This window comes from Rhizobium sp. GN54 (genome assembly GCF_021026345.1).
Taxonomy (GTDB): domain Bacteria; phylum Pseudomonadota; class Alphaproteobacteria; order Rhizobiales; family Rhizobiaceae; genus Mycoplana.
Genome location: NZ_JAJNCZ010000002.1, coordinates 595802 through 612679, shown reverse-complemented (window position 1 = coordinate 612679; position 16878 = coordinate 595802). Strand labels below are relative to the sequence as shown.

The following is a 16878-nucleotide window of genomic DNA, read 5'->3' as shown; positions in this document are numbered from 1 at the left end:
AAAAATCGCCCAAGCGGGAATCTTTCCGTGGAGGAACGTCACTGGTCTACACAAAAAGAAGGCCGGCGGACTTTTCGCCCGCCGGCCAGTTCACGTCGTTTCCGACGCTTATTGTCCTGTCGGCACGCCCGTGTTCGGGGCGGGCGCCGCCGGAGCGGCAGCACCGCCGGTCGCCGGCGCCGCACCGCTATCGGTCGGCACGCCGTCATTGGCCGCCGGTGCAGCAGGTGCGGCCGGGGTTGTCGGGGCCGGCTGCTCGGTCGAGGGCGTCGCCTCGCCGCCGAGCGAATCCAGTACGCCGTTGCCGGTGCCCGTCGTTCCGGGGATCCGGTCGAGAATGTCGGTCGGCTGTGTCTCGTAGCGCGACAGGATGCCCATGGCGAGCGCCAGCACGAAGAACAGCGTCGCAAGGATCGCCGTCGTCCGGGTCAGGGCATTGGCCGCGCCGCGCGCCGACATGAAGCCGGAGCCGCCGCCGATGCCGAGGCCGCCGCCTTCGGACCGCTGGACCAGCACGATGCCGATCAGCGCCACGACGACCATGAGATAGATGACAAGCAATATGGTCTGCATGAGTAAGATCCTGCCCGAAGGCACAAACGAGGAGATTGGCGGCTCAATATACCAAGCCGCCGGCCATTCCAAGCCCTGCGCGACAATTGCCGCCTTCAGGCCACCAGTTCTTCGTAAGCGCGGTAGATGGCAAGGAAATCAACGGATTTCAAGCTCGCACCGCCGACCAGGGCACCGTCGACATTCTCCACCGCCATCAGTTCCCCGGCATTTGCGGGCTTCACCGAGCCGCCGTAGAGGATGCGCATCTTCGCCCCCTCCCCGCCGAACCGCGCCTTCAGTTCGGCGCGCATGAAGGCATGCGCCTCCGCGACGTCGGCCACAGTCGGCGTCAGTCCCGTGCCGATCGCCCAGACCGGCTCGTAGGCAATCACCGTGTCGGCGGCGGTGGCGCCGTCCGGAACCGAACCTGCAAGCTGGGATTTGAGAACCTCGAGCGTCCTGCCGCCCTTGCGCTCGGCTTCCGTCTCGCCGATGCAGACGATCGCCACCAGATCGGCCGCATGCGCAGCCTCCGCCTTGGCGCGCACCAGCCGGTCGCTGTCGCCATGGTCGGTACGCCGCTCCGAATGGCCGACGATGACATGGGTGCCGAAGCAGTCGGCGATCATCTCGGCGGAGACATCGCCGGTATGCGCGCCGGACACCTTCTCATGGCAGTCCTGCGCGCCGATCAGCAGCGGGCTGTCCTCGCAAAGCGCGGTGGAGACATAGAGCAACGTCACCGGCGGGCAGATCAGCGTCTCGACCTTTTCCGAAAGCGGTCCCTTCACGCCCTCGGCCATCGCCTTGATCTCGTTCAGCGATTCGCGGGTCCCGTTCATCTTCCAGTTTCCCGCCACCAGCGGTGTCACATCCGGGGTCATCTTGCCTCCTCAAGGTTACGTTCGGCTAAGGGCGCGCCCTAGCAGATGGACGCGGTCAAAGTAAGGGGCGCCAGCCAGCCGGAGCCCCCGCATATCAATGCGCGAAGATCCAGTTCAGCGTCTCGCGCCAGTCGGTCATGCGGACCGGCGTGCCGTGCGATCCGGTGCGGAAAAGGACGAACCGGGTCGGGACACCCGCGTCCAGCAGCTTGCGGAACAGGGCGACCTGGTCCTGCGCCGCATAGACCTTGTCGGCCTCGCCATGGGTGAAATAGACGGGTAGCTTCGCCTTGTAGGCGGCACTGCCGACATAGGCAGGATCGGTTGCGCCGCCCATGACGATCATGCCGGCGAGGTTTTCCACCGCCGCGGTATCGCGGGCGATCTGCCAGCAGATGAAGCTCCCCATGGAAGCGCAGGAAAGAACGACCGGCGTCCCCGGGGAATTCTTCCGCGCCGCCGCGATCAGGCCTGCGATCCGTGCCGCCCCCTTCTCGTCGAAACTCGTGACGCTGGCGGAGTAGTAGACGCCGCCATTGCGGACGGCGAGGTTCTTGAGGCGGTTGAAGTTGCCGCCGAAGCTCCAGTCATTGTTGCCGAGCCTGCGGTCGCCGCCGCGGCCGTGGATGAAGATGACGGAGAAGACCGCTCCCTGCTGTTTGCCGGTGACGGCGGCGTCGACCGGCCCGGCGGGCGTCTGGATCGTCAGGATCTCCTGCTGCCGCTTCACCGATGTCGAGACATAGGCCGCCTTGGCGCGCCGCTCCGGCACCTGGTCGCGACCGTTGATGTCGCGCATTTCCTGATAGTCGACGACGCGAAGCGCCCCGCCGTCGCTGCTCTCGACGACGGCCGGATAGGCGAAGAGCGCGTCCTTCCAGGGCGCAAGTTCGGCGGCGGGCGCGGAGACTGCGGGCAGCGCGGACATGACGATTGCGGCCAGAACAAGCCGCGACCGCGCGAAAACGGCCCCTGCGCGGCAATGAATTGTGGACTGCGGCATCAAGTCTGGCTCCCTTCGGGCGGCAAGTCTTGCCATTCCGGGTCCGGCGACGCAATCCTCGGGCGACGATTTCATCGGCGCGATGCCGGCCTCGGACGAGAACGAATCGCGAAACCGGCCGAAATCTGGCAAACTGCCGGTGATTCGCCGATCCGGTGCGAACCCTTGAAATTCCAAGCCGAGACGGCCTATCTCCCGAGGCAGCCTCCCACGGCCGCAAGCTTAGAAGTCTGAAAAGCCCGATGGACGACAACAACGATCTCTTCGCCAACATCGACAGCACGCCGAAGTCCGCCCCTGCCGCCGCGGAGAGCCGGGCCGCGCCGCAGGCGCCGGCCGCTGCCGCGCCCGTCCCCTCGGCTGCCCCGCGCCCGGCGTCGCCGGCTGCCGACGGCGGCAATTACGATGCCTCCGCCATCCGCGTGCTCGAAGGGCTGGAACCGGTCCGCATGCGGCCGGGCATGTATATCGGCGGCACGGACGAGAAGGCGCTGCATCACCTCTTCGCCGAAGTGATCGACAATGCGATGGACGAGGCGGTCGCCGGACATGCCAACTTCATCGAAGTCTCGCTCGACGCCGAGGGCTACCTGTCGGTGACCGACAACGGCCGCGGTATCCCGGTGGAAAACCACCCGCAGATGCCGGGCAAGTCGACGCTGGAGGTGATCCTGACGGTGCTGCATGCCGGCGGCAAGTTCGACGGCAAGGCCTACGAGACCTCGGGCGGCCTGCACGGCGTCGGCGTCTCCGTCGTCAACGCGCTGTCCGACGATCTGGAGGTCGAGGTTGCTCGCAACCGCAAGCTCTATCGCCAGCGCTTCTCCCGCGGCGTGCCGCAGGGCCCGCTGGAAGAGATCGGCGACGTGCAGAACCGTCGCGGCACCAAGGTGCGCTTCCATCCCGACCCGGAGATCTTCGGGCCGCATGCCCGCTTCGATCCCGCCCGCGTCTTCCGCATGGCCCGCTCGAAGGCCTATCTGTTCGGCGGCGTCGAGATCCGCTGGAGCTGCGATCCGGGGCTGCTGCAGGAAGGTTCGGAGACGCCGGACAAGGCCGTCTTCCATTTCCCCGGCGGCCTGAAGGACTACCTGCAGGCGACGCTCGGCAAGGAGCACACCGTCACCCGCGAGATCTTCGCCGGCAAGACGGAGAAGTCCGGCGGCCACGGCGCGCTGGAATGGGCCGTCACCTGGTATGGCGGCGACAGCATGATCCATTCCTACTGCAACACCATCCCGACCGCCGACGGCGGCACGCACGAGGCGGGCCTGCGCATCGCCCTGACCAAGGGCCTGAAGAACTACGCCGACCTGACGCAGAACAAGCGCGCAGCGATCGTCACCACCGATGACGTGATGATTTCCGCCGCCGGCATGCTGTCGGTCTTCATCCGCGAGCCGGAATTCGTCGGCCAGACCAAGGACAAGCTCGCCACGGTCGAGGCCCAGCGCATCGTCGAGAACGCGCTGCGCGACCCCTTCGACCACTACCTCGCCGACAATCCGGCCGAAGCGGCCAAGCTGCTCGACTGGGTGATCGAGCGCGCCGAGGAAAGGCTGCGGCGGCGCAAGGAGAAGGAAGTCAACCGCAAGACGGCGGTGCGCAAGCTGCGCCTGCCCGGCAAGCTTGCCGACTGCTCGCAGAACTCCGCAGCCGGCGCCGAACTCTTCATCGTCGAGGGCGATTCGGCCGGCGGCTCGGCCAAGCAGGCGCGCAACCGCGCCAACCAGGCGATCCTGCCGCTGCGCGGCAAGATCCTCAACGTCGCCAGCGCCGGCCGCGAGAAGCTCGGCGCCAACCAGCAGCTCGCCGACCTGATCCAGGCGCTCGGCTGCGGCACGCGCTCGAAGTATCGCGAGGAGGACCTGCGCTACGAACGCGTCATCGTCATGACCGATGCCGACGTCGACGGCGCCCATATCGCCTCGCTGCTCATCACCTTCTTCTACCAGGAGATGCCCGAGCTGATCCGCGGCAGCCACCTCTACCTCGCCGTCCCACCGCTCTATCGCCTCAGCCAGGGCGCGAAGGTCGCCTATGCGCGCGACGACGCCCACCGCGAGCAGCTGATGCGGACGGAGTTTTCCGGTCGTGGCAAGGTCGAGATCGGCCGCTTCAAGGGCCTCGGCGAGATGCTGCCGGCGCAGTTGAAGGAAACGACGATGGATCCGAGAAAGCGGACGCTGCTGAAGGTCGAGATCGACGACGTCGATTTCGAGGGCACCCGCGATGCGGTGGACAACCTGATGGGCACCAAGGCCGACGCCCGGTTCCGCTTCATCCAGGAACGCGCGGTCTTCGCCGACAACCTCGACATCTGATTGCAGGATCGCGCGCCACAATTCCGTGCCATTGGCCCCCTCTAAGGGCGGGATCGGCGCAGCTTCTGCGAATCGGTGAAGACATTTCGGGGCCGGCTGCGGTCACTATCCCCGACAGGAAGGACGCGCATGAAGACCGCACTCATCGTCATGACCATCCTCGGCTGCGACGATTCGGTGACGCAGTGCCACTACATCGACACCGTCGACAGCACCTGGCAGTCGGTGGCGCTGTGCGATGCCCAGTCCGAGGCGCAGATGACGCGCTACCAGAACGCCAACTACCCCGTGGTCGTTGCCGTCTGCGAAAGCAGGAGCGACCAGCAGAACGCCGGGGTGCCGGAAGCGCCGGCACCGCAACCCGGCGCCCAGGCGGACACCCTTCCCTCTCCCGCGGTCGAGCCGGCGGCGCCCTCCCCGCCGGAACCGTCGCAATCCGCAGCAAAGGAAGGCGGCGTCACCGCCCGCACCATCGCCATGCTCCGCCGCAACCTCCCGGATGCCGGCGCCATTCGCGACACGGTGACGAAGCCGTTCCGCTATGCCGAGGACGGTTACAGCTGGGTTGTGCGGAAGTTCGCCGACTGAGCCCGCCGAAGCGCCGCCGGCGCCATCGGACCTGCCAGATCTATGCCGCGTCCTGCGCGGCCAGCAGCGCGAAGCTGCGGGCGGACTGGCGCTGCTCGGCGATCGCAAGACCCTCGATCATTTCCAGCAGGGCGGCAGACGCCGCTCCCCGCGCTTCGCGCGTGCGCATCGCAAGCCTTGCCGTCACCGTCATCCGCCCGGCACCGTCGCGCGCATCGTTGCGCCACAGCAGCACGGCCTCGGCAAAGAGCGCGCTGATATCGCGCCCGAGCCCCGCCGTCTCGAACAGCGCGCAGATCGCCTGCCGGCGGCCATCGGCCAGGATCGACCGCACGCGCTTCTCGCTCTGCCCCGAAAGGTTGACCATGGTGGCAGCGAAGAACGCAATCCGGCCGGCGCAGAGCGCCTGCATCAGAAGCACCGGCGTCAGCCGGTCGCATGCGCGCAGATGCTCGACCAGTTGCTCCGTCTCGCCCGTCTCCAGTTCCGCGGCGAGCGCGATCGTCGCCACGTCGCACGCCTCGCGCGCGACCCGTTCGATCCGGCCGCTGCCCACCATCGCCTGCACGAGCGCGTCGCCGGCGAGTGCCGCTCCCACCTTCTCGACGAGGGCATGCCGCGCGTCGCAGGGAAGATCGTCACGGTCGAGAAGAACGGCACGGATTTCGGCATCGTCCCCATGCCTCTCGCAGATCCGCTTGAGGCTGCGGGCGCCGATGCAGGCGCCGTCGTTTTCGAGCAGCGTCAGCGCGTCGAAGAGATTGCCGACCTCGATCACGGCCGCACACACCGCGCGGGAGACACTTTGCCGGTGGGCGATCAGCGCGCGGGTTATGTCGCTGGCGCGTGCGGCGAGATCGACGAGATCGGCATCGGTAAGGACCGGTGAACGCAGGATGACCTGGGCTGCAATCTCCGGCTGGTCCTCCGACAGCGGCACGATGACCGCGCGCGGCGCGTCCGGGTGATCCGCGATCCCCTCCGCCAGCGCGAGGCGGACTTTCGGCGCGGGATCGTCGAGCAGGAAGATCATCGCCATTTCCGCAGCATGACGTTCGTCGTTGCCGATCGACGCGTTGGCATAGGCACGCGCCAGTGCGCCCGCCGCTCGCGCCCGATCGCCCGCCTTGGCGGTTTCCACCCATCGGAGAAAGGCGTTGATGATCAAGATGTGCCCCAGCGTCTCAGGAATTCTGTGCGATGAGGAAACGTTAGCGATAAATGGTTTACGTTTGGTTCACCATGTTCCTTAACGCCTGCCGGGCAGCCGGATTGCGGCGATATCGCAGCCGTCCTACAAGGAACGATGACCGGAAGCCTGCATTCCCTCCTCGAATGGACCGAAAAGACCGTGGCCGAAGAGATCGCCGCGGCCGACGCCCTGATCTGCCGCGCCGCGCCGCCGCCCGTGCCCGGTACCCGCATCATCCTCGTTCCCGCGGACGAGAGCGAGAGCACCCTTTGTGAAGTAGTTCGCCTGCGGCCGTTTGCGCTCGCGCTCATGGATTGCCGCTCGGGTGCCGACGTCCAGCGGCTGGATGTCCTGCTGTCGGTCGCAGAGGCCATCGAAGGTGTGGAATCGGGGACGACACGCATTCTGGCCTGGACCGACGGTTTGCTGCCCGGCCCCTTCGACGACGCCGGGTTCCACGGAAAATCGGCGCGGCTTTGCGGCCTCGTCTGGGACTGGCGGCCGCTGGCGCGCTTCCTCGGCGCCTCCCGCTGCCGCGACGACCACGGCGGCTGGACCCCGACCTTTGCCAGCGCGCGCGCGGTGACGCTGATGTCGGCGAAGGCCGCCGGCGTTTCCGCCTACGAGGTGGCGGAGGGCAGCGGCGATCTTTCAGCCGACTGCCGCCATGCCCGCGCCGACGGCTTCGACGGCCGCGTTGCCACGGAGGCCGGCCAGATCGCGATCATCAACCGGGCGTTCGCACCACCCGTCTGAGTGCCCTGGCCTGAATTAACGTCGCTGCGGCCGCATCATCTCGAACACGTCGCCGGCGTCGCAATAGTCCATGTAGCCCATGCGGCCGATCGGCCGCGCCGCCGCCATGTCGAAGCGTCCGTCGCGGATCGCCTCGTCCCTGATGTGGATGCCGACCACCTGGCCGAACACCACCCAGCTTTCCGAGAGCGTCCCGTCCACGTCGCGCGGGCGCATCACCTCCGTCATCCGGCATTCGAGCGCCGCGAGCGCCTCGGCGACGAAGGGGGCGTCGACGAGATTGGCCTGCTGCGGCGTCAGGCCAGCCAGCTCGAACTCGCTCTCCTCGTAGGGCGCCGTCAGCGAGGTCGTGTTCATCTGCTCCATCAGGTCGCGGCCGACGAAGCTGCAGGTGAAGACGCCTGTCTCCTCGATGTTGCGGACGCTGTGCTTGTGCCCGCTGGAGGAAAACATGACGATCTTCGGCTTGTCGCTGATGGCGTTGAAGAAGGAATAGGGGGCGAGATTGTGGATCCCGCCCTCGCCCCGTGTGCCGATCCAGCCGATCGGCCGCGGGGAGACGATGGCCTTGAACGGATCGTGGGCGAGACCATGCGCATTCGCGGCCGTGTCGTAGAACATCGCTTGCGCCCTCACGCCTCTTCGCCGACCCAGGAGACGATCTCCTTGATATCCGGCCGTGGCCTTTCGGTGGGCGGCACCATCGCGGTTCCGATGTGGATGAAGCCGGCCACCTTCTCCCCCGGCTTCACCCCGAGGATCGGATAGGCGCGCGCGTCGAAGGCGAACCACTCCGTCAGCCAGTTGGAAGCGTAGCCGTGCGCATTGGCCGCCATCAGAAGGTTGAGGCACACGGCACCCGCCGACATCAGCTGCTCCCACTCGGGGATCTTGACGTGCGGCGCCGCCGTACTCACGACTGCGACCACCACCGGCGCGCGCGTCAGCCGCGTGTTCTCCACCGTCACCATCTCCTGCGACAGGTCGGGCCTGTCGGCGATCGCGATCCTTGCCAGTTCGGTGCTGATTCGCTCCCGCTCCGGGCCGCGATAGACGATGAAGCGCCAGGGCGCGAGCTTGCCGTGGTCCGGCACGCGCGAAGCGAGCCGGAGCATCTGCTCGATTTCCGCCCGCTCGGGTCCCGGCGCGGCCATCTGGAAGGCGGGGATCGAACGGCGGTTGGAAAGATAGTCGATAAGTCTGATATCGGTTTTCATAATGCGGAAGTTCCACTAACGTGCGGGCCATCGGTCGGCCATGAAAATGCCATTTGCCGGGCATTGAAGTGGAACCAACGATTAAGGAAGTCAACCTTCGCCATGCCCACCCCAAGCATTTCCGCCTTTGCCAGGATCGCCTGCCTCTGTACGGCGGTAGGCTCGGCATTTCCGGCACAGGCCCAGGAGACGCTGGACAGCTTTTCCCAGATCACCACCCCGAAGAAGAGCAGCAAGCTCACCTCCTTCAATCCGCTCGTCACCGGCGAGGCGGAGCCGAAGAACCTGCGCGACATCCTCTGCGAGGCGCTCCTGACCAAGGACGGCAAGCCGATGCAGCACGGGCTCAGCTGGCGGGTGTTCTCCCCCATTCCCGACGCCGACGGCAAGCTGCCGCTGCTGGCCTCCTCGGAGGGCGGCTCGGCCGCGTTCCAGCTCGTTCCCGGCGAATATTTCGTCAATGTCGCCTTCGGCCGCGCCGCCGCGACGAAGAAGCTTCTGGTCCCCGAGAGCGGGCCGGTCGAAACCCAGGTGATGGTCCTCGATGCCGGCGGCATCATGCTCAACGCCGTCTCCGGATCGGACGTGCGCATTCCGCCGAACGAACTCACCTTCTCGATCTACGCCTCCGAGATCGGCGAGGACGGCGAGCGCAGCCTCGTCGTGCCGAACGTGAAGGCGAACACCGTGGTGCGGCTCAATGCCGGCACCTACCACGTGGTCTCCGACTACGGCACGGTCAATGCCGTGATCCGCGCCGACATCCAGGTCGAGGCCGGCAAGCTGATCGAGGCCACGATCCAGCACCGCGCGGCCAAGCTCACCCTGAAGCTCGTTTCCGAAGAAGGTGGCGAGGCGATCGCTGACACCGCCTGGTCCATCCTCACCTCGTCCGGCGACGTCGTCAGCGAGAGCGTCGGCGCCTTCCCGACGCTCGTGCTCGCGGAAGGCCAGTACACGGCCGTCGCCCGCAACAAGAACAGGATCTACCAGCGCGACTTCACCGTCACCGCCGGGCAGAACACCGATGTCGAGGTGATGCTGACCGAGAACGCCGACCAGCAGGCGCAGATCGCCACCGAAGCAGACTGAGCAGCGGACCGAGCGCCGGCGGGGTCGTCCCGTCAAACCTTGCCGGCTCTGTCAGCCCGCCCGCTTGAACCGCGGCCGCCGCGGCGGCTGCATGGCGAACACGGCATCGTAGATCCGCGTCAGGAGATCCTTGCGGTCCGGGATCGCGCTCAACTGGTCCCAGCCGATCATGGCGCCGATGCGCACCGAGATCGTCGAGCCGGACAGCCGCTTGAATTCCCGGATCAACAGCGACAGCCTGAGCGTCAGCGAGATCTTGCTGGCGATGTGGAACAGCGCGCCGTTCTGTCCCTCGAAGAAGACCGGGATGACATTGGCCTGCGCCGCCTGAATCAGCTTGGCCGGAAAGATCTTCCACGGCAGATCCTCCGCGCGGCCGAAGCCGCGCTTCGCGGTCGCCACCCCGCCTGCGGGAAAGACGATGATCGTCACGCCTTCCCTGAGCAGCCGCACGGCCTCGTGGCGCGTGCGCATGTTGATCGCAAGCGCCTCCTTGGTCTCCTCGAAGGAGACCGGCAGAGAATAGGGCTCCATCTCCGGAACCTTGAGGAGATCCTTGTGGATCATCACCCGGAACGGCCGCCCGAGCTGCTCCGCCAGCGCCAGCACCGCGATCCCGTCGCCGATGCCGAAGGGATGGTTGGCGACGATGACGAGCGGCGCGTCGGGCAGGTCGCGCGGCGGCCAGTTGCCCAGAACGTCCATCTTCACGTCGATGATGTCGAGCATTTCGCCGAAGACGCGTTTGCTGCTGCCGACGCTCTCGGCCCGCCAGCGTTCATAGAGCGCGGCATAGCGGTTGCGGCCCGAGAGCCCTTCGATCGAACGGATGAACCAGCGCTTCAGCCGCGGATCGTTCTCGTTGGCGTAGGACAGTTCCTTGAACCGCACCGTCTTCCCCTGCACTTCGACGTTCGATGACCTGTCTACGACAGTTTTGTTGCAATCATCTGACAGAGGCAGACGACGAGCGGCAGAGGACGAAGACAGGCGCGAGGGGCACGGGCGCACCCCTCGCGCGGCAATCCTCAGGCGGCGGCGCGGGCCGCAGCCTTGCGCTTGACGTCCGGCGGCGTCGCCTCGTCGATCAGGGAGGCGATCGCCTCGTCGAGCGACATCGCCGTCTGGTTCTGCGAACCGAGCCGGCGGATGTTGACCGAGCGCTCCTCCGCCTCGCGCTTGCCGCAGACGATGATGACCGGAACCTTGGTCACCGAATGCTCGCGGACCTTGTAGTTGATCTTCTCGTTGCGAAGATCGGTCTCGACGGCGAGGCCCGCGTCGCGCAGCTTCTCGGCCACCTCGCGGGCATAGTCGTCGGCTTCCGAGGTGATCGTCGCCACGACGACCTGCTGCGGCGCCATCCACAGCGGCATGTGGCCGGCGAAGTTCTCGATCAGGATGCCGAGGAAACGCTCCATCGAGCCGCAGACGGCGCGGTGGATCATCACCGGCTGCCGCTTTTCCGAGGCCTGGTCGATGTAGAAGGCGCCGAAGCGCTCCGGCAGGTTGAAGTCGACCTGCGTCGTGCCGCACTGCCATTCGCGGCCGATCGCGTCCTTCAGCGTATATTCGAACTTCGGCCCGTAGAAAGCGCCCTCGCCCGGCAGGATGCCGGTCTTGATCTTGCCGCCGGACTGCGCCTCGATCTGCTTCAGGACATCGGTCATCACGCTCTCGGCGCGGTCCCAGAGCTCGTCCGAGCCGACCCGCTTGTCGGGACGGGTCGAAAGCTTCACGACCACCTCGGTGAAGCCGAAGTCCTCGTAGACCGACAGGATCAGGTCGTTGATGCGCAGGCACTCGGCCGCCATCTGCTCGTCGGTGCAGAAGACGTGCGCGTCGTCCTGGGTGAAGCCGCGCACGCGCATCAGCCCGTGCAGCGCCCCGGACGGCTCGTAACGGTGGACGTTGCCGAATTCCGCAAGGCGCACAGGCAGTTCACGGTAGGATTTCAAGCCATGCTTGAAGATCTGGACGTGGCCGGGGCAGTTCATCGGCTTGAGCGCGAACACGCGGTCGTCGTCGGTATCGTCGCCGGCGACGGTCACCTTGAACATGTTGTCGCGGTACCAGCCCCAGTGGCCCGAGGTCTCCCAGAGCGATTTGTCCAGGACCTGCGGCGCGTTGACCTCCTGGTAGGTATTGGCGAGCCGGCGGCGCATGTAGGCGACCAGCGTCTGGAACATCCGCCAGCCCTTGCCGTGCCAGAAGACGACGCCCGGCCCTTCCTCCTGAAAGTGGAACAGGTCCATCTCGCGGCCGAGCCGGCGATGGTCGCGCTTCTCGGCCTCGGCCAGGATGTTCAGGTAGGTGTCGAGCTCTTCCTGCGTATGCCAGGCGGTGCCGTAGATGCGGGTCAGCATCGGATTGTTGCTGTCGCCGCGCCAGTAGGCGCCGGCCACCTTCATCAGCTTGAAGGCCGTGCCGATCTGCCCCGTCGAGGCCATGTGCGGCCCGCGGCAGAGGTCGAACCAGTCGCCCTGGTAGTAGATCTTCAGGTCCTGGCCTTCCGGGATGGCGTCGACCAGCTCCACCTTGTAGCTCTCGCCCTTGCCGGCGAAGACCTCACGCGCCTTCTCGCGCGACCAGATTTCCTTCGTGAACGGCTTGTTGCGCTGGATGATCTCCTTCATCCGCTTTTCGATCTTCGGCAGGTCGTCCGGCGTGAACGGCCAATCCTCGCCGCTGTCGGGATGCATGCGCTTGAAATCGTAGTAGAAGCCGTTCTCGATCACCGGGCCGATCGTCACCTGCGTCCCCGGCCACAGCTCCTGCACGGCCTCGGCCATCACGTGTGCGGCATCGTGGCGGATCAGTTCCAGCGAGCGCGGATCGTCACGGGTGACGATCTCCAGCCGGCCATTCGAAACCGGGTCGGAAAGGTCGCGCAATTCGCCGTCGAGCGCGATCGCCACGGCCTTCTTCGCCAGCGACTTCGAAATCGCCTCGGCGACATCGCGCCCGGTCGAACCGGCGGGGTAGTCGCGGACGGAACCATCGGGAAAAATGAGGGAAACAGGTGCAGACATGAAATTCTCCTATCCAGTCCCGCCAACGAATGCGGGTGGTATGCGAGGAAAGCGCCGGAAAGCGGGCGCATGCGTTGCGCGGTATAGGGGGAAAACGGGAGGATGGGAAGAGGTGGGGAACTTGCGAACAGCCATCCTAGACTGATGCGGATGCCACCGAGGCTCGATGTAGCTCTCTGGCACACGGCGTTGGGGCACCATTCCCCGCTCAGGGCGACACCTTACACGCCGGCTTCTCGTCAGGGTTCCCCGCCGCCGATACCCGCTACAGCCGCCACGGCGCCCACCACGCAAATCGGGCCGCCAACCGCTCCGGCACCGGATCGAACCCGCTCGTCCCACCGGGCCCGCAGCGGGCGACGCGAAACAGCGCCATCCATCCGCCGGACCACAGGCCGTGGCGGGCGATCGCCTCGTAGCCGTATTCCGAGCAGGTCGGCATGTGCCGGCAGGAATTGCCGATGAAGCCGGAGAGCGTCAGCTGGTAGAGGCGGATGAAGGCCATGCCGAACAGACGGCCCGGGGTCTTGCGGAAGGGGCCGGACCAGTTGCGACCCGCCGGGCGCCGGGCGCCGCCCTCCTGATCGCCGGCGCCATGGTTGGATCCGGCATGGCAGCGTTCGGCATCGTGGTGGTCCGGGCCGCTACACACAGGCGCGCCTCGCAGCCGCCGTGCATGGCATGCCGCATCCGCGACCCGCTGCGCCGGTCCAGGATGTCGCGTGGTGCGAACCGCCCCTCATCCGCCTGCCGGCACCTTCTCCCCGCAGGCGGGGAGAAGGAATGCAGGGCGCGCGTCTTGCTTCAAGACCTTGGCGTGGGTGAACGGACGGAGCCACATGTCCCTTCTCCCCGCCTGCGGGGAGAAGGTCGCGGCAGCGGGATGAGGGGCAGCTCTTAACGTTGCGGCGCGTGAAAGGGAAAATGCCTATAGTTCCGTGGCGCAGAGAAGGATGCATGGAACGCCCTCACCCCGCCCGCACCAGCCTCATTGCCTCGATCTGGCCGATGGCGTCGACCACGGCGTCGAAGGTCAGCATGGTGGAGGCGTGGCGGGCCTTGTAGTCGCGCACCGGCCTGAGAAAACGCATATCCTCGAAGCGGCCCTCCGGGCCCTCGCCGTCCGCCTTCAGCATGGCCAGCATGTCCTCGCGGGCCTTGCGCAGCTCTGTGGCCGTGGCGCCGACGACGTGGCGCGCCATGATCGAGGACGAGGCCTGGCCGAGCGCGCAGGCCTTCACCTCGTGGGCGAAATCGCTCACCCGGTCGCCGTCCATCTTCAGCCAGATCTTCACCCGCGAGCCGCAGAGCCTGGAATGGGCGCTCGCCTCCGCGTCGGCATTCTCGAGCGTGCCGATGCGCGGAATGTTGCCGGCGAATTCGAGAATGCGGCTGTTATAGATGTCGTCCATAAGGAATTGTCCACGTTTTCATGGGTTTCTGCATTTCTGACGGATCCGGGCACGATATTCCATCGTTTCCGCGAAAAAAGCATTCCGTGTCGCCGCTGGCCTCTTCCACAGCTATCGGGCGATACTATATGCTATGTCGTGTTGGGGCGACCGTTTTGCAACAGAAACGTTTGCCTGTTGTTTGGGAAACCGTGCCGGACGATCGGGCGTGAAAAGACGCCGCGATCCGAAAGCCCCGGAGCCCGCCAACGGAACCCAAGCCTGCAGGGTTAGGCAATGGCCAATGGCGAGTCCGACATTGACGGAAGTCAACCTGCAGAAAGGGTGTGGCACCATGGACGCCATCATCAAGAATTTTCCCGTCGGCGACGACAAGGACGGCCGTCCGACCCAGAAGGAAGCGGAAGACGCCGTCCGCGTGCTCCTGCGCTGGGCCGGTGACGACCCCTCGCGCGAGGGCCTGCTCGATACGCCTGCCCGCGTCGCCAAGGCCTACAGGGAGCTCTTCTCCGGCTACACGCAGGATCCCGAAGACGTTCTCGGTCGCACCTTCGAGGAGGTCGCCGGCTACGACGACATCGTCCTCGTCAAGGACATCCCCTTCTATTCGCACTGCGAGCACCACATGGTGCCGATCATCGGCCGGGCCCACGTCGCCTACCTGCCGAACGGGCGCGTGCTCGGCCTGTCCAAGATCGCCCGCGTCGTCGAGATCTTCGGGCGCCGGCTGCAGACGCAGGAGACGATGACGGCGCAGATCGCCACCGCGATCGACGAGACGCTGCGTCCGCGCGGCGTCGCCGTGATGATCGAGGCCGAGCATATGTGCATGGCGATGCGCGGCATCCAGAAGCAGGGCTCGACAACGCTGACGACCACCTTTACCGGTACGTTCAAATCCGAGCCCGCTGAGCAGGCGCGCTTCATGACCATGATCCGGGGCCGCGGCTGACGCCGTAGGCTCCGACAGACGGAGCCGACGATGGCCATCGCCTTTCCCCCTCCTTCGAAAGACAAGCGCGAACTCGAAGCGGCCGGCGCCTTCACGCCCCGCTTCGACGAGCACGGGCTCGTCACCGCCGTGGTGACGGATGCCGGCGACGGAGAACTGCTGATGGTCGCGCACATGAATGCGCAGGCGCTGGCGCTCACCGTCGAGACCGGCATCGCCCACTACTGGAGCCGTTCGCGCCAGGCGCTGTGGAAGAAGGGCGAAACCTCCGGCAACCTCCAGACGGTGATCGAGATGCGCACCGACTGCGACCAGGACGCAGTCTGGCTCAAGGTCAGGGTCGCCGGCCACGACGCCACCTGCCACACCGGCCGCCGCTCCTGCTTCTACCGCACCGTCAGCCGTGACGGCGGCGAGGCACGGCTCGCGATCGCCGACGACCGCATCCAGTTCGACCCAGCCGAGGTCTATCGGAAGGGCGGGACGGAGTAGGACAGCGTCCCGTATCGGTGCGAAATTTACGATTTGGCAAGGAAATCGGCCTGTAGTGACGTCAGCAGCAAAGGCGCAGCGTACGAACCGGCCATGCCAATCCTCACGCCAGCAACCACCCCGATACCGCAGGACGCAAACGCGACAAGGCGGGCATTGCCGCCGCCCTGCCCCGACTACGCCCAATTGATGAGCCAGAGCAAAAGGAACGGGCTCACCGCTCCTCGCTCGCCTGCTATTCTTGACCCTGCCGCGACGGGGCTCGCGGCTCATTGTGCAGGACAGTTTGACGCGGCGCCGGAACTGAATGCAGGGGGGCGAAGTTCTCTCCGCGTCGGAGGCCTTATATGCTGAACTGGAGTCTAAACCGGGGTATGGTGACGGCAGATGCGTCGGTGCCGGATGGTCCCTCCATGAATCATATGCAGCTTCCCGCAACGGAAGGGCGGCAGTCCCGTTCGCGCATCGCGCTGGCTCTGGGCGGCGGTGCGGCCCGCGGCTGGGCGCATATCGGCGTCCTGCGGGCCTTCGACGAAGAGGGGATCGAGGTGAGCATGATCGCCGGCACCTCGATCGGCGCCCTCGTCGGCGGCTGCTATCTTGCCGGAAAGCTCGACGAACTCGAGAGCTTCGCCCGGTCGCTGACCATGCGCCGCATCGCCAGCCTGCTCGATTTCACCATCCGCGGCAGCGGCCTGTTCGGCGGCATGCGGCTGACCAAGCGCATGCAGGAGCACCTCGAAAACCATTCGATCGAGGAACTCGACCGTCCCTTCGTCGCCGTCGCGACCGAGATCAACAGCGGCCATGAGGTCTGGATCACCCGCGGCTCGCTGATCACGGCGATCCGTGCGTCCTATGCCCTGCCCGGCATCTTCGAGCCGATCAAGTGCAACGGCCGCACGCTGGTGGACGGCGCGCTGGTCAACCCCGTCCCCGTCTCCGTCTGCCGTGCGCACGAAGAACCGCTCGTCGTCGCCGTCAACCTCAACTACGATCTCTACGGCCGCTCGGCGGTGATCAAGCATACCGCCAGCATCCAGGACCTCGACGGTGCGCCGCGGCAGGAAAACAGCGAGGCGCGGCTCGGATTGACGGGCGTCATGGTGCAGGCGTTCAACATCATCCAGGACCGGATCGCCCGCGCCCGCCTGGCCGGCGATCCGCCGGACCTGTCGCTGCTGCCCCGTCTCAGCGACATCGGCCTGTCGGAATTCCACCGCGCCGGAGAGGCGATAGACCGGGGCTACCTCGAGGCAAAATCCAAGATATCGGAAGTCAAGCGCATGCAGGAAGTGCTGTCGCGCTGACGCCTGCTTCGCTTTCGGAGTGTTCCAAGCCCTCGGGACGAGGCGCCGCCGGCGCCCCGTCGCGAAGTT

The 16878-nt window shown here is 66.2% G+C and carries 17 protein-coding genes; 7 read left to right on the top strand and 10 right to left on the bottom strand.

The features are described from left to right. Positions 1 to 108: 108 nt before the first annotated feature. From secG to LQK81_RS08915, 3 genes are all read right to left on the bottom strand, one after another. Entirely contained in the window at positions 109 to 573 is a 465-nt protein-coding gene (secG, locus tag LQK81_RS08925) for a preprotein translocase subunit SecG (RefSeq protein ID WP_230805453.1), read from the bottom strand. Between the two features lie 95 nt (positions 574 to 668). Beyond that, positions 669 to 1439, bottom strand: coding sequence for a triose-phosphate isomerase (gene tpiA / locus LQK81_RS08920; protein ID WP_230805451.1), 771 nt, complete (start codon positions 1437 to 1439; stop codon positions 669 to 671). A gap of 94 nt (positions 1440 to 1533) precedes the next feature. Further along, complete coding sequence (locus tag LQK81_RS08915; protein ID WP_442967094.1) at positions 1534 to 2442, bottom strand: alpha/beta hydrolase; 909 nt, start codon at positions 2440 to 2442, stop codon at positions 1534 to 1536. A 242-nt stretch (positions 2443 to 2684) separates the two neighbouring features. On the opposite strand from LQK81_RS08915, the gene parE reads away from it, so the two are divergent. Further along, positions 2685 to 4766, top strand: coding sequence for a DNA topoisomerase IV subunit B (parE, locus tag LQK81_RS08910; RefSeq protein WP_230805447.1), 2082 nt, complete (start codon positions 2685 to 2687; stop codon positions 4764 to 4766). Positions 4767 to 4895: 129 nt separating this feature from the next. Beyond that, on the top strand, positions 4896 to 5354 hold the full coding sequence (locus tag LQK81_RS08905) for a hypothetical protein (protein ID WP_230805445.1): 459 nt from the start codon (positions 4896 to 4898) through the stop codon (positions 5352 to 5354). Positions 5355 to 5394: 40 nt separating this feature from the next. Here LQK81_RS08905 and LQK81_RS08900 read toward each other — a convergent pair whose 3' ends face one another. After that, positions 5395 to 6522 (bottom strand): DUF2336 domain-containing protein, encoded by a 1128-nt coding sequence (locus LQK81_RS08900; protein WP_230805443.1) that lies wholly within the window; start codon positions 6520 to 6522, stop codon positions 5395 to 5397. A gap of 138 nt (positions 6523 to 6660) precedes the next feature. Between LQK81_RS08900 and LQK81_RS08895 the strand changes: the two genes are divergently transcribed. Next, positions 6661 to 7302 (top strand): hypothetical protein, encoded by a 642-nt coding sequence (locus tag LQK81_RS08895; protein WP_230805441.1) that lies wholly within the window; start codon positions 6661 to 6663, stop codon positions 7300 to 7302. 15 nt (positions 7303 to 7317) lie between these two features. Here LQK81_RS08895 and LQK81_RS08890 read toward each other — a convergent pair whose 3' ends face one another. After that, positions 7318 to 7923 carry a flavin reductase family protein gene (locus LQK81_RS08890; protein ID WP_230805439.1) on the bottom strand — a complete coding sequence of 202 codons (606 nt, stop codon included), beginning with the start codon at positions 7921 to 7923 and terminating at the stop codon, positions 7318 to 7320. Between the two features lie 11 nt (positions 7924 to 7934). After that, the gene (locus LQK81_RS08885; protein WP_230805437.1) at positions 7935 to 8519 is read right to left on the bottom strand and encodes a nitroreductase family protein; all 585 of its coding nucleotides are present in this window, start codon (positions 8517 to 8519) and stop codon (positions 7935 to 7937) included. Between the two features lie 102 nt (positions 8520 to 8621). Here LQK81_RS08885 and LQK81_RS08880 point away from each other — a divergent pair, with 102 nt between their 5' ends. Continuing rightward, entirely contained in the window at positions 8622 to 9611 is a 990-nt protein-coding gene (locus tag LQK81_RS08880; RefSeq protein ID WP_230805436.1) for a hypothetical protein, read from the top strand. Positions 9612 to 9662: 51 nt separating this feature from the next. Here LQK81_RS08880 and LQK81_RS08875 read toward each other — a convergent pair whose 3' ends face one another. The 4 genes from LQK81_RS08875 to LQK81_RS08860 all read right to left on the bottom strand — a co-directional run bounded on the left by LQK81_RS08875 (position 9663) and on the right by LQK81_RS08860 (position 14055). Continuing rightward, positions 9663 to 10502 carry a lysophospholipid acyltransferase family protein gene (locus LQK81_RS08875; RefSeq protein ID WP_230805434.1) on the bottom strand — a complete coding sequence of 280 codons (840 nt, stop codon included), beginning with the start codon at positions 10500 to 10502 and terminating at the stop codon, positions 9663 to 9665. Positions 10503 to 10639: 137 nt separating this feature from the next. Continuing rightward, complete coding sequence (thrS, locus tag LQK81_RS08870; protein ID WP_230805432.1) at positions 10640 to 12643, bottom strand: threonine--tRNA ligase; 2004 nt, start codon at positions 12641 to 12643, stop codon at positions 10640 to 10642. Between the two features lie 265 nt (positions 12644 to 12908). Further along, positions 12909 to 13295, bottom strand: coding sequence for a membrane protein insertion efficiency factor YidD (gene yidD / locus LQK81_RS08865; protein WP_230805431.1), 387 nt, complete (start codon positions 13293 to 13295; stop codon positions 12909 to 12911). Positions 13296 to 13611: 316 nt separating this feature from the next. After that, positions 13612 to 14055 (bottom strand): iron-sulfur cluster assembly scaffold protein, encoded by a 444-nt coding sequence (locus tag LQK81_RS08860; RefSeq protein ID WP_230805429.1) that lies wholly within the window; start codon positions 14053 to 14055, stop codon positions 13612 to 13614. A gap of 334 nt (positions 14056 to 14389) precedes the next feature. Between LQK81_RS08860 and folE the strand changes: the two genes are divergently transcribed. The 3 genes from folE (at position 14390) to LQK81_RS08845 (ending at position 16809) form a co-directional block, all read left to right on the top strand. After that, the gene (gene folE, locus LQK81_RS08855) at positions 14390 to 15007 is read left to right on the top strand and encodes a GTP cyclohydrolase I FolE (protein WP_230805644.1); all 618 of its coding nucleotides are present in this window, start codon (positions 14390 to 14392) and stop codon (positions 15005 to 15007) included. Between the two features lie 30 nt (positions 15008 to 15037). Beyond that, positions 15038 to 15499, top strand: coding sequence for a phosphoribosyl-AMP cyclohydrolase (gene hisI, locus LQK81_RS08850; protein WP_230805428.1), 462 nt, complete (start codon positions 15038 to 15040; stop codon positions 15497 to 15499). Between the two features lie 413 nt (positions 15500 to 15912). Then, positions 15913 to 16809 carry a patatin-like phospholipase family protein gene (locus LQK81_RS08845; protein ID WP_230805426.1) on the top strand — a complete coding sequence of 299 codons (897 nt, stop codon included), beginning with the start codon at positions 15913 to 15915 and terminating at the stop codon, positions 16807 to 16809. Positions 16810 to 16878 lie beyond the last annotated feature (69 nt).